A 12807-nucleotide genomic window follows, 5' to 3' on the forward strand; every position below is an offset into this window, starting at 1 on the left:
GTTTTTCCCGTCTTGCTTGGAATCTAGACTTTTCGTTGACACCTTAGCTCTGGTGTCGCATTGTATCAACAATGAAACATCAGTATCAAATATAGGGACTGACATGGCGAATTCACTAAGAGGCGTTCTGCCCATTGTCCCGACGCCGTTTCGGGCGGATGGCAGTGTTGACCTTTCCTCGTTGGGCCGGCTGGTGGAGTTCGCGGTCGGGCGCGGCGCCAGTGGCGTGGTCTATCCGGGGGTTGCCAGCGAAGATGTGCAATTGACCACGGATGAGCGTCAGGAGGCGTTGGAAACCGTGGTGCGCGTGGCAGGGTCGCGCCTGCCGGTATTGGCCGGAGTGAATGCAGGTGCGCCGGAAGAGATGGTGGCGCTGGCCCGGATCGCTGCTGAAACCGGCGTGTCGGGTGCCATGGCCATGGCCATCCCTGCGATGGGGGGCGAGACCGAGGCGTGGTTTCACAAGATCTCGGACGCGTTGAACGGCGGCACGATCATCTTGCAGAACCTCTTTGCCCCGCGCGGTGCCGATCTGAACGCGGCGCAGATGCTGGACCTTGCCCGCAACGTGCCCGCGATCCGCTATGTGAAAGAAGAAGGTGTGCCGTCGGGCCACAAGGTCAGCCAGTTGGTGGGGGGTGCCGATGGGATCCTGGACGGCATCATTGGCGGCGGCGGTGCGCGCTATTTGTTCGAAGAGCTGGAGCGCGGCGCGATTGCCACGATGCCCGCGATCGAGCTGTTGGAGCTGCATGTTGCCCTTTTGCGCGCCTATGGAGGCCACAACCGGGCCCGCGCGATGGAGATCTATGAGCGCACGTTGCCGCTGTTGCTGGTGCAGGCACCGTTCCGGATGCGCATGACCAAATTGATCCTGAAACATCGCGGGCTGATCGAAACCGATATCGTGCGCGAAAAACTGCCCGAGATGGATGCCGCGCTGCAGGGTTTGGTGATCGAGTTCTACGAAAAGGCCATGTCTGTGCTGGAGATGGCTGATGCCTGATCGCGTCGTCTCGGTTGATATCTTCTTGTTCGAGCGCCCGCGCGACACGCCATATCTGGGTGGGGTCGGCGCCGATGAGACGATGATCGACACCCGCTATGTGGTGCGGGGGTTCAATGGCACGGTGTATCCGCTGAACGACCGGTCGTTGGTGGTGCGTGTCCGCACGGCCGGCGGCGTTGAAGGCTGGGGCGAGACCTATGGTCTGATTGCGCCCAAGGCGACCGCGGCAATTATCGCCGACCTGTTGGGCCCTTACCTGTGTACGTTGCAGCTTGGGCATCCCGCTGCGGCTTGGCAGTCCCTTTATGATCTACAGCGCAACCGGGGGTACTGGGGCGGCTACTATGCCGATGCCCTTGCGGCGCTGGATATCGCGCTTTGGGACATCTACGCCCAAAACATGGGGCAAAGCCTGCAGGCGGCGATGGGCAGGCCCGGGGGCGGCAGGTTGCCGGGCTATATCTCGGGCCTGCCGGCCGACACGGGGGCCGCACGGCTGGACATGGCGCAGCATTGGGCGGCGCAGGGGTTTGATGCCCTGAAGATCCCGATCAGCGCTACGGATGACGGTGATGTGGTGGGCGAGTTTGCGCGGCTGCGTGCCGGGCTGGGTGCCGACCACAAGATCGCGCTGGACATGCATTGGGCCTTTGCGCCGCAGGATGCGATTGCGCTGGCGGCGGATCTGGCCGTGCACGATCCTTGGTTCCTTGAAGCACCGGTCGCGCCCGAGGATATCGCGGCGCAGGTGGCCGTGGCCAAAGGCATCGAAGCGCCGCTGGCGCTGGGCGAAGAATGGCGGACAGATTGGGATTATGCTCCGCGCGCCGGGCACGGAATCCCCGCCATCCTGCAACCAGAGATGGGCCATACCGGCATCACGCAGTTTCAGGCCATTGCCAAACGCGGCGCGGCCAACAATGCGCAACTGATCCCGCATGCCACTATTGGTCTGGGCATCTTCATGGCTGCCAGCCTGCGCGCGTCGCTGGCCTGTGGGGCCACGTGCCACGAATTCCAACACTCGGTTTATGGACGCAACGCCGCGCTGCTGGAGGGCAGCGCGCCGTGCGAGGCCGGTCACTTCATCATTGGCGACTCCCCCGGGTTGGGGGTGAAGCCCACTGCGGAAGCATTTGAAATGCTTTCAAAAATAGAAATCTAATTCACGTTCAAAACGGAGGAGGAACGATGAAACGCTTTACAAAAACCTTGGCGGTGACCGCGCTGTCGCTGAGTACCGCCCTGACGGCGATGCCTGCTGCAGCCGAGACCCTGACCTTTGTCAGTTGGATGAAGGGCGAGCCGGGCTATGGCGATTGGTGGAACGAGGTCATTGCCAAGTTCGAGGCCGAGCATGAGGGCGTCAATGTCGAGATGACAAAGGTCGCGCGCGCCGAATATGCCGATACGATGTTCACCATGTTCGCCGGTGGCAACCCGCCCGACATCGTGCATCTGGCGGCGTTCGAGTATCAGCCCTTTGCCGACGAAGGCTGGATGGAACCGCTGGACGCCTATATCGCGCGCGACGGCAAAGATCTGGCCGGCTGGGCCGGGCAGGGCACCTGCGAATGGGAAGGCCAGACCGCGTGCATCATGCTGCTGTATACGGCCTATGTGATGGCCTATAACGAAAAGCTGCTGGCCGAGGCGGGCATCACCGAGCCGCCCAGCGATTGGGCCAGCTATCTGGCTGCGGCGCAGGCGGCAACCAAGGACACCGATGGCGACGGCACGATTGACCAATATGGTGTGGGCGTGGCCAGCACCGGCGGCGCAAACATGATGCACGACATCCTGCATTATGTTCTGGACGCAGGCGGTGCGTGGACGGTGGACGGCAAGCCTGCCTTTGACAGCCCCGGTGTGATCGAAGGTCTGGAGCGGTTCAAAACCCTTTACGCCGAGGGTCTGACCCCGCGCGATCTGGGGGCCGGTGACATGCGCCAGCTGATGAAGGAAGGCCGCTTGGCCATTCGTCTGGACGGGCCGTGGATCTGGAACATCGTTCAGGGTGCCGAGCCCGAGATCCTGGCCGATCTGAAACTGGCCCCGTCGCCGTTTGATCCGCCCGTTGGTGGTACATCGAACGTGATCGGCATGCCCAGCGACATCAGCGACGAGCGCAAGGAGCTGGTTTGGGACTTCATCCAGACCGCCACGTCGCAGGAAATGCAGCAACGTTTCGCCACGCTTGGTTCGTCGCCTGCACCGATGCCGGGGCTGGACTATGCTGCTGAAGCTGCCAGCAACCCCTATTTCACGCTGTTTGCGGAAAGCAATGAACGCGCCGCGGCCGCCGGGGTTGATCGTCTGCCGAAAGGGCTGGAGATCGAGTTCAACGAAGTCACCAAGCTGTTGTTCCGCGAGGCGCAGCGTATGTTGATCGAAGACCTTTCTGCCGAAGAGGCCGCAAAGAATATTCAGGACGCCGTTCTGAAGATTGCCGGCTAAGCTTTGACCATTGCCACCGGCGCGGCCTTTGCCCTGCCGGTGGCGTTCCGCCAAGGAGACCCACGCGTGATCGATTTCAGTTCACCCAGACATCGCAGTAAATTTGGATACCTGTTGCTGGCGCCCGCAGTTCTGCTGATGGCGCTGATTATCATCTATCCGATCCTTCTGTCGGTCGATATTTCGATGAAGGATGTGCGCATCGCGCGGATCGGCAAGGCCGAACCGTGGACGTTGAAAAACTATGCCTGGCTCTTTGGCTCGGAAGAATTCTGGAATGCCATATGGGTGACCGCCAAGATGGTTCTCATGGTTGGTGGCACGGCACTGGTGATCGGGCTGGCCACGGCGATCCTTGTGAACCAACGGTTCAAGGGCCGGTCATTGGCCCGCCTGTTCGTGGCGCTGCCCTGGGCCGTGCCCGAGGTTGTGGCCACCGTAATCTGGGCCTGGATGCTGGACAGCTCTTTTGGGGTCATCAACTGGGCCTTGCTGAAGTCGGGCATAATTTCCGAGGGTATTCAGTTCGCCTCGAACGCCACTGCGTCCTTCTATTCGGTCTGTTTCGTGATGATCTGGAAAGGCTATCCGCTGGTGTCGATCATGCTGCTGGCCGGGCTGCAGTCCATCCCGCAGGAACAATATCAGGCCGCCGAAGTGGATGGCGCCGGTGTCTGGCAGCGCTTCTTTTATATCACCATCCCAAACCTGATGCCGGTGATCGGCGTGACAATGGTGATCACCACCCTGTGGGTGTTCCGCGACTTTGCGATCATCCACGTGCTGACACAGGGCGGACCCATCGGGGCCACCACAACCCTGTCGATCCTTACCTTCGAGCAGTCGTTCTCGTTCTTCCGTATGGGGCAGGGCGCGGCCGTGGGGGTTGTCACCATGATCATCTGCGCCGTGATCAGCCGTGCGCTGGTCAGCCGCTTTGCCAACTCGGTCCATTAAGGAGGCTCCGATGCGTAATCACTCGCTTCTTGGAAAAATTGGCATTTATGCGGCGGTGGCCGCGACCTGCGGGTTGCTGCTGTTCCCGATCTACTGGATGTTCATCACGGCCCTGAAACCGGCCAACCGGTTGCGGGATTTCCCGCCCGAGTTCTGGCCGGAAAACCCGCAATGGAACGTCTTTGCCGATGTGTTAAACAGCCAACCCTTTGGGCTGTGGATGTGGAACACGGTGCTGGTGGCCATTGCCACGATGATCCTGTCGCTGACAGTTGGCACGCTGGCCGCTTACGCGCTGTCACGGTTCCGGCTGCGCGGCGGGCAGGGGCTGGGCCTGTTTATCCTGACGTCGAAGATGTTGCCCGCGACACTGCTGATCATTCCGCTGTTCGTCGTGTTCCGTTCGCTGGGGCTGACCGGGTCGCTGTGGTCGGTGATCATCGCGCAATCGACGCTGATCGTGCCCTTCGCGACATGGATGCTGAAAGGCTATTTCGATACGATCCCGCCCGAGCTGGAGCAGGCCGCGCTGGTCGACGGGGCCTCGCCCCTTGGGGCCATCGTGCGGATCGTGCTGCCGGTGGCGGCCCCCGGCATGGCGGCGACGGCGCTCTATGCCTTTGTCATCAGCTGGTCCGACTTCCTGTATGCCCGCACTTTCCTGACCACGTCCGAAAGCAAATGGACGCTGAACATGGGCATCGCGACGCTGAAGGGCGAGTTTGTGACCGACTGGAATGTGATCATGGCGGCCTCGCTGATGGCGGCGGTGCCGATTGTCGGGGTGTACCTGTTTTTGGAACGATACCTTGTTGGCGGCCTGTCCGCCGGCTCTGAGAAATAGGAGGCCACGCAGATGGCGACCATCGAATTTAACCAGATTCAGAAATCTTATGGCGGGGTGCAGGCAATCCGCGACTTCAACCTGACGGTGGATGACGGCGATTTCTGTGTCTTTGTTGGCCCCTCGGGCTGCGGCAAATCCACCGCGCTGAAGATGCTGGCGGGGCTGGAACCCACCAGCGGCGGCGAGATTGCCATCGGCGGGCGCGACGTGACCGATCTGGGCCCCGGCAAGCGCGACATCGCCATGGTGTTTCAGAACTATGCGCTCTACCCGCATATGTCGGTGCGCTCCAATATCGGGTTCGGGCTGAAGATGCATGGCCTGCCCAAGGCCGAGATCGACCGCAAAGTCGCCGAAGTGGCCGACATCTTGGAACTGTCGGACTATCTTGATCGCAAACCCCGCGCCTTGTCGGGTGGTCAGCGTCAGCGCGTGGCGCTGGGCCGGGCCATCGTGCGCGAACCCAGTGCGTTCCTGATGGACGAGCCGCTGTCGAACCTGGACGCCAAGCTGCGCGTGCAGACCCGGGCCGAGATCGTCAAACTGCAAAAACGGCTGGGGGTTACCACGATCTATGTGACCCACGACCAGGTCGAGGCGCTGACCATGGCCACCAAGATCGTGGTGATGCGCAAAGGCGTGATCCAACAGATCGGCAGCCCCGAAACCTTGTTCGACACGCCTGCCAACCTGTTTGTCGCGGGCTTTATCGGATCGCCGGGTATGAACTTCTTTCGCGGCCCTGTGGAAAAAGAGGGGGATGTGGCCTTTACCCGGTTTGCCGGTGCGCGCATCAAGCTGGCCGTGCCCGCAGGGCAACTGCCTTTTGACAACGCAATCTTTGGCATCCGCCCGGAACATATCCGCATTGGCGGCGAGGGGGCCGAAATTGGGCTGACGCTGGTGGAAAGCCTTGGCACTGAGAAGATCCTGCATTTCCAGACACCCGAAGGGCAGGAGTTCAACGATGCCGACACGGCCGCAGATCATGATGACGAGCGTGACGCCTCGTCCATGCTGGCGCGCGTGATCGACGATGTGCGGTATGCCGACGGTCAGGCGATCCGGGTTCATTTGCCCGAGGACAAAATTCATGTATTTAACCCGGATACACATACGGCACTTCGGGCGGCCAGCGGGCAGGTAAATACTTGAATAAATTCGACGATATCGCGGCCCGCTTTCCGGGTGCAGGCACATTGGTCAAGGGGATCCAAATCCTCGATCTGATTTCCCGGTCGGCAGAGCCGTGCAGCTCGTCCGTCCTGCTTAGGGAAACCGGGTTGCCCAAGGCCACGCTGTATCGTCTGTTGGCCGCCTTGGTCGAGTTTGGCTATGTCCGCCATGACAAACAGGCCAAGACCTATGGTCTTGGTCCGCACCTGATCGAACTTGCCCGGTCGTCGCTGGGCGAGTTCGATCTGCGCAGCGCCGCAAGCCACGAATTGCAGCGCTTGTCGGCGCAGCTGAACGAAACCGTGTCCTTGTCGGTGCTGGAGGAGGAGCGGGTCATCTATGTTGACGTGCACCGTCCGTCGAACCCCATTGCCGTCGGGGTGGAGGTTGGCCGCAACCTGCCCGCCATCGAAAGCGCCTCGGGCGTTGCCATATTTGCGGCGCTGCCGCCGCACGAGGTTCAGAGTTTTCTGGACGGTCATGACGATGATGCACGCCACGCCTTTCTGGCCGATATCGCCATGAGCCGGTCGCGCGGCTATACTATCGCGCCCTCGCGCACCATTCCCGGTGTGGTGGTGATCGCGGTGCCGGTGATGGGCCCGCCCGGCTTTGGGCGGGGAGCACTGGTGGTGTCGGCACTCGAAAGCGCTTTCACGCAGGAAAAGCGCCATGTCGTGGGCCGCGACCTGATGGAGGCCGCCCGGCGCATCATGGGCAATATCGGCACCGCCCCGGTCAGTATCTCACCCAACCCGCGGCCCAGCCGCCATATCGACGAGGCGTTGCGCTGTGTGCAGCCTGCCGGTGCGATTGTGGGCGAGGGGCCTTTGTGGGACGAACGCAATGCTCTGATCCGCTGGGTTGATGTGGCCGCCCCCGCGATCCACCAGTTTGATCCAGTGGGTGCCCGGACCGCGAAAACCGCAGCCAAACAGCTGATCTCGGCCGTGCTGCCGGCCAGTGATGGCGGGTTGATTGCGGTCACCCAGAACGGTTTGCAGTCTTTTGATCCCGTCAGCGCCGCACTGTCGCCCATTCACGACCCCGAGGCGCATTTGCCCGGCAACCGCTTCAACGATGCCAAGACCGACCGGCTGGGCCGGGTCTGGGCCGGCACGATGAGCCTGGATGCCGCGATGCCTTCGGGCGCGCTGTATTGCTTTGACACGCCGACCAGCGCCCGTGCGGTGGATGGCGGGTTTCAGGTCTCGAACGGGCTGGGCTGGTCGCCCGATGACCGGGTGTTCTATTTTACCGACAGCGGCTTGGGCACCGTCTTTGCCTATGATTTCGACCTGGCGCGCGGCACGGTTTCGAACCGCCGGGTCTTTGCGCAATTTGAGGCGTCCGAGGGTAAACCCGACGGCCTTTCTGTTGACGCCGAGGGCAATGTCTGGATCGCCCTGTGGGACGGTTGGCGCGTGGCCGGCTATGCTCCGGATGGCCGTTTGATCCGCAGCATTGATATGCCGGTGCCACGCCCCGCCAGTTGCTGCTTTGGGGGAGAGGATTTGCGCACGATGTATATCACCTCGGCTTCGATCCGATTGCCCGCCAACGTGTTGGATGATGCGCCCCTGTCGGGAGGCCTTTTTGCCATCGGCATGGATGTGCCCGGACAGCCCACCACCGAGGTGCAGGTCTGATGCCGGGTTACAGCGACTATGCGGGCGCCCATGTGATGGTGACTGGCGCGGCAGCTGGTATCGGGCGGGCCTGCGCGCGGGCCTTCGCGACGCAGGGGGCGCGTGTGACGGCGGTGGATCTGGATGCCAAGGGGCTGGCGGAAACGCAAGCCCATGCACCGGATGCAATTGCCGTGCTGACCTGCGATCTGAGCGATCCGGAGGACACGGAAAAGATGTTCAACACCGCGATCGCCGCACAGGGCCCGTTGCGGGCGTTGGTCAATAATGCCGGGGTCGATCAACGCTGTGCGTTTGATCAGGACACGGCGGATCGCTGGCGCTGGATGATGGCGGTGAACCTTGACCATCACGCGCTGCTGGGCCGGCTGGCCGCGCCGGGTATGTCCGAAAGAGGCGGCGCGATTGTCAACATGAGCTCCACCGCCTGGATGAAGCTGGCCGGCGATCTGACGGCCTATCACGCAGCCAAGGCCGGTGTTGTGGGGTTGACCCGTGGCATGGCGCGCGATCTGGGCGGGCAGGGCATCCGCGTGAACGCCATCGCGCCGGGCCGCGTGGTGACGGAACGTGTGGCCGCCGCCGTTGACGACGCATGGGCCGCAGAAACCCGCTCGCTGCAGTGCTTGCCAGAGTTGATCTCGCCCGCAGATATTGCCGAGACCACGCTGTGGCTATGCTCGGACGCGGCACGGATGATCACCGGTCAAACCATCGTGGTGGATGGCGGCGTGGTTTGAAGGGGGTATTCATCACGAATTCGCGATAATCTTTCCTCGAATTCGCTGTTTATCCCCGATCTGGCGCGTTGCAGGGTCGCGCGCATGACAAACCTTTCCACCAAGCCCTGCATCATCTGTGTTGCCATCACCGGCTCGCTGCCCCGTAAATCCAACAACCCTGCGGTGCCCATCACCGTTGCCGAGCAGGTGGAAAGCACCCACGAAGCGTTCGAGGCAGGGGCCAGCATCGTCCATGCCCATGTGCGCAATGACGATCAAAGCCCAAGCTCTGATCCCCAGCGGTTCGCACAGCTGAAAGAAGGGATCGAACGGCACTGCCCGGGCATGATCATCCAGTTTTCCACCGGTGGCCGATCCGGTGCCAACAAAGAGCGCGGCGGGATGCTGTCTTTGGGGCCCGATATGGCGTCGCTTTCGGTGGGGTCGAACAACTTCCCAACCCGTGTATATGAAAATGCGCCGGACCTTGTGGACTGGCTGGCCAGCGAAATGCGCAGCCATGCCGTCAAACCCGAGATCGAGGCCTTCGACCTGAGCCACATCCACCAGGCCGCCGCCATGAACCGCGACGGGCGCATCCCCGGTTCGTTGTATGTCCAGTTCGTGATGGGCGTGAAAAACGCCATGCCCGTGGATCGGGATGTCTTTGACTATTATGTCAAAACGGTACAGCGTCTTGCCCCCGGGGCGGAATGGTGCGCCGCCGGGATCGGGCCGCACCAGCTGACCCTGAACGAATGGTGCGTGACCGCAGGGGGCCATTGTCGCACCGGGCTGGAAGACAACGTGCGTCTGGACCGCGACACGCTGGCGCCGTCAAACGCGGCGTTGGTGCGGCGCGTGACCGATCTGTGCGCACAGCATGACCGCCCCGTTGCAACGTGGCAGCAAGCACGCCAGATGCTGGATCTGCGCATGCCCGCCGACGCGTAGGGCGCTTAGCCCCAGAACTTCCAGAAAGGTTTCTTTTCCGCGGCCTGTGCCTCAATCGCGGCGGGGCTGGGGTAAGCGGCGTCTTTCATCACGCCGGCCAGCGTGGTGTAGGCGGTGACCCATGCCTCCTTCACCTCTGGGGTCCACGCGTCGCCCAGACCCTTTTCCAGCGTGCGCAGCAGCGAAGCGCCAACGCTGTCATAGTCACCCGGCTTTACGCCGTAATCGACGTGCTTGACGGCCAGCTGCTGTGCCACCGGCACAATCGCGTCCAAATCGCGCAACCCGTTGACCACAACCCCCAAGGTCGCCATCAGCTTGGTGCCCTGTTCCTTCATGTCGGAATTGGCAAAATAGGGTTTAACGGCCGGGGCGGTTTCAAACAGGTCGGCATAGAAAAGTTCGGCGGCGGTATCTTTGATCGGCACCACTTTGGCAAAGCTGTCCTGGATCAGGGTAATTTGCGTTTCGTTCATATCTGTCACTCCGTTTCAGAATTGGTTTGTGTTTCTTGGGCCCAGGCCAGCGCGGCATCCTGCCCGCCACTGACCCAAACCATGAAAGCAACGGCCGCCCGCACGTCATCGTCGGACAGGTCCGGGTTTCCCCCCTTGGCGGGCATCTGGGTGTATTTCGGCCCGATGAACCCGTCGATCGCGTGGGTGTTCAGGGTGTTGATCCCCTTTGCGATCCGGGGCGCCCAGTCTTTTTCAGACGTCACCTTGGGCGCCCCGGTCAGTTTGTTGCCGCCGTGGCAGTTCTGGCACGTGCCCTCCCACACGAGCGCACCCTGCACCAATACGGGCAGGGGCGGTTCGGGCAATCGGTCACGGGTCACAAACCCGTTCAGCCCATCGGCCATCGCGGCCATGGGCGTCAGGATCATTCCGGCCATCAGCAGCGCGCGCATCATCAGCCGTCCATCGGGATGCGGATCACAACGCCGCCCATCACGTCACCGGCCTGGAAGTCGGTTTTGGGCGAGTCCTTGTGGTCGTTGTGGCAGGCATAGCACGCCTCGGCCACGGCGATGTCAGGGTAGACGGCGGTGAAATAGGTGGTGCCGCCCAGCTCTTCCTCGCCATAGAAGTTCTCGCCGGGATTCGCGGCGATATATTCCAGGCCTTCCTTCTCCATATCGGTGGTCGGCGCGTTTTGCTTGTTGATCGGCCACAGCGACAGCAACGAATAGGTGAACTCGTCGGTTTCCTCGGCCACCATTTCCGCACCAAAGCGGAACATCTGGGCTGGCAGAACCAGCGCTTTGTCATCCTCGAAATGCTCGGAAGCGGTGATGACTTTTTCCTGCACGGCCAGACGGTTGACGATCATACGCGTATAGACGGTACGGTCGGAACTCATGACCAGATGCAGCAGGTCCGTGACGGTTTCGTAATCCATTCCGTCGGCCATGGCGGATGGGGCTGCGCCCATTGCCATTGCGCCGCCCAGAACTGCGGCTTTGATTTTTCCGAATTTAGCACCCATGTTAGGATCTCCTGTGCCCTCGGGGTTGCGGGATGCGTGGCCGGCCGGTCATTGGTTGGCGCCTTCGTCCGGCTGGCTCACGCGGCTTACCGCCCAATCGATGCTGTCGATATGGCGATCCGGTTGGCCCGAGAAATTCCGCGCAACAAGGTCCGGGTCCGCCAGAGCGTCGATGGCAAATTCGAGGCTGTGGCATTCCATGCAGACTGGGCGGATCATTTTTTCATTCGGGCGTAGCGTGTCGTTTTGATTGTGGTTGGTGGTCACGATGCCATCGCGTTCGGTTTGCGGCATGTGACAGGTTGCGCAGGTGACGGCGGAACCCGGCGGCAGATCACCGGCCAGTTCCGCCTGCCACAGATCATGATGCGGGCTGTCGGTATAGGATTGGCTGTGATCGTCGGCGTGGCAGGAAAGACAGGCCCCCACAGCCGCAAAGTTCAGGTCCTGCTCGTGCGGTTTGTGGCAGGTGTTGCATGTCAGATCCTGACCATGCGCGTCAGGCAGCAGTGGCACGCGCGCCTCGGCTGTCGACATGCGCGGGGCCGGGGACGGGTCGTCCACATAGGCCTCGATGGCCGAAATCAGGGCTTCGGGCGGCTTCTTCAGGCCAAGCGCGCGCAGCATCTTCTTGGCGTCGCGCGGTTTGGCGATCTTTGGATGGCTGCGCATGCCGTGACGGCCCAAGGCAAAGGTCTTGGCCTCGGCCCGGTGGCAATCGGCGCAGATCGCTTCGCCCGGCGCGTCGACCCACGCGGCCTCGACCGCGTCGGGCGTTTCGGCATCTGGCGCGTGGCAACTGGCGCAGGTCACGTCGGCGGCAGCATGGGCCGAGGCCGCCCAATGGCCATCTATCACGTCGTCGCGTTTGTCTTCAGGGGCACGGACAGAGGCCAGATAGGCCTGAACCTCGTCCTCCGACGGGCGCGCCCGGTTTCGGGCCACGGTTGCCGCAGGATGCTGTGCGGCGTCTTTCAACCAGGGTTGCCCGGCGTGTTTCACCAGAAAATCTTCGTAGATGGCGCGATTGTCGTGGTAGTTGTGGCACCCGGACGACGCGCAGGTTTCGAACCCCAGATCGGCATGCGAAGGCCGGTTCACGCGCACATCCTGATCGCCTTCGGAATGGCAGGCCACGCAATAGTCTTGCGGCAAGGTCAACAAACCGGCCAGCGTGATCTCGGGCTGGTGTTCGGAGTGGCACGAGGTGCAGAACCGCGCGTCGATCCTTTCCCAATACGACGCCATGCGCGGGTTCTTGAATTTCTTGATCGGGTGGCTGTCGTTGGAGGCCTTCAATTCTTCCTTGTGGCAGGTCGTACAGGTCTTGTTGATGTCTTTGCGCACTTTCTTCTGGCTGGCGAAGGGGGACGAGGTGTGACAGGTCTCGCAGGCCAGTTCGATCTGATGGTGCACACCGGCCGTCTCGCCGGGCATGAAAGTCAGGCGCGGCCCGCCAAGGTAAAGCCGTGTGAAGGCAACGCCTGCAATGATCAGCGTCAGCGCGATCCAGATCAGCCAGAGGGTTCGGTTACGCAGCATGGTCCG

At 61.9% G+C, this 12807-nt stretch carries 13 protein-coding genes; 9 read left to right on the top strand and 4 right to left on the bottom strand.

The features are described 5' to 3' along the window. Positions 1-103: 103 nt before the first annotated feature. From ACMU_RS16395 to ACMU_RS16435, 9 genes are all read left to right on the top strand, one after another. Entirely contained in the window at positions 104-1006 is a 903-nt protein-coding gene (locus ACMU_RS16395) for a dihydrodipicolinate synthase family protein (RefSeq protein WP_035261729.1), read from the top strand. Next, on the top strand, positions 999-2174 hold the full coding sequence (locus tag ACMU_RS16400) for an enolase C-terminal domain-like protein (RefSeq protein ID WP_035261731.1): 1176 nt from the start codon (positions 999-1001) through the stop codon (positions 2172-2174). The genes ACMU_RS16395 and ACMU_RS16400 overlap by 8 nt, the downstream gene beginning before the upstream one ends. Positions 2175-2200: 26 nt before the next feature. Continuing rightward, positions 2201-3466 (top strand): ABC transporter substrate-binding protein, encoded by a 1266-nt coding sequence (locus ACMU_RS16405; protein ID WP_035261733.1) that lies wholly within the window; start codon positions 2201-2203, stop codon positions 3464-3466. A gap of 3 nt (positions 3467-3469) precedes the next feature. After that, positions 3470-4423, top strand: coding sequence for a carbohydrate ABC transporter permease (locus ACMU_RS16410; RefSeq protein WP_236626288.1), 954 nt, complete (start codon positions 3470-3472; stop codon positions 4421-4423). 10 nt (positions 4424-4433) lie between these two features. Beyond that, a complete protein-coding gene (locus ACMU_RS16415; RefSeq protein WP_035261736.1) occupies positions 4434-5267 on the top strand; it encodes a carbohydrate ABC transporter permease in 834 nt (277 codons plus the stop codon). Positions 5268-5279: 12 nt separating this feature from the next. Then, positions 5280-6425, top strand: coding sequence for an ABC transporter ATP-binding protein (locus tag ACMU_RS16420; RefSeq protein WP_035261739.1), 1146 nt, complete (start codon positions 5280-5282; stop codon positions 6423-6425). Continuing rightward, the gene (locus tag ACMU_RS16425; protein ID WP_051588402.1) at positions 6422-8095 is read left to right on the top strand and encodes an SMP-30/gluconolactonase/LRE family protein; all 1674 of its coding nucleotides are present in this window, start codon (positions 6422-6424) and stop codon (positions 8093-8095) included. The genes ACMU_RS16420 and ACMU_RS16425 overlap by 4 nt, the downstream gene beginning before the upstream one ends. Next, complete coding sequence (locus ACMU_RS16430) at positions 8095-8835, top strand: SDR family NAD(P)-dependent oxidoreductase (protein WP_035261742.1); 741 nt, start codon at positions 8095-8097, stop codon at positions 8833-8835. The genes ACMU_RS16425 and ACMU_RS16430 overlap by 1 nt, the downstream gene beginning before the upstream one ends. Before the next feature lie 84 nt (positions 8836-8919). Further along, a complete protein-coding gene (locus ACMU_RS16435) occupies positions 8920-9771 on the top strand; it encodes a BKACE family enzyme (RefSeq protein WP_035261744.1) in 852 nt (283 codons plus the stop codon). Positions 9772-9776: 5 nt separating this feature from the next. On the opposite strand, the gene ACMU_RS16440 is transcribed toward ACMU_RS16435, so the two are convergent. Genes ACMU_RS16440 through ACMU_RS16455 form a run of 4 tightly spaced genes read right to left on the bottom strand, consistent with a single transcriptional unit; the run spans position 9777 to position 12801 of the window. Continuing rightward, the gene (locus tag ACMU_RS16440) at positions 9777-10247 is read right to left on the bottom strand and encodes a globin family protein (protein ID WP_035261746.1); all 471 of its coding nucleotides are present in this window, start codon (positions 10245-10247) and stop codon (positions 9777-9779) included. A gap of 5 nt (positions 10248-10252) precedes the next feature. Next, the gene (locus ACMU_RS18920; protein ID WP_201769904.1) at positions 10253-10681 is read right to left on the bottom strand and encodes a c-type cytochrome; all 429 of its coding nucleotides are present in this window, start codon (positions 10679-10681) and stop codon (positions 10253-10255) included. 2 nt (positions 10682-10683) lie between these two features. Beyond that, positions 10684-11259, bottom strand: coding sequence for a Tll0287-like domain-containing protein (locus ACMU_RS16450; RefSeq protein ID WP_051588404.1), 576 nt, complete (start codon positions 11257-11259; stop codon positions 10684-10686). Between the two features lie 48 nt (positions 11260-11307). After that, the gene (locus ACMU_RS16455) at positions 11308-12801 is read right to left on the bottom strand and encodes a cytochrome c3 family protein (protein WP_035261749.1); all 1494 of its coding nucleotides are present in this window, start codon (positions 12799-12801) and stop codon (positions 11308-11310) included. Positions 12802-12807: the final 6 nt, after the last annotated feature.

This window comes from Actibacterium mucosum KCTC 23349 (assembly GCF_000647975.1).
Classification (GTDB): domain Bacteria; phylum Pseudomonadota; class Alphaproteobacteria; order Rhodobacterales; family Rhodobacteraceae; genus Actibacterium; species Actibacterium mucosum.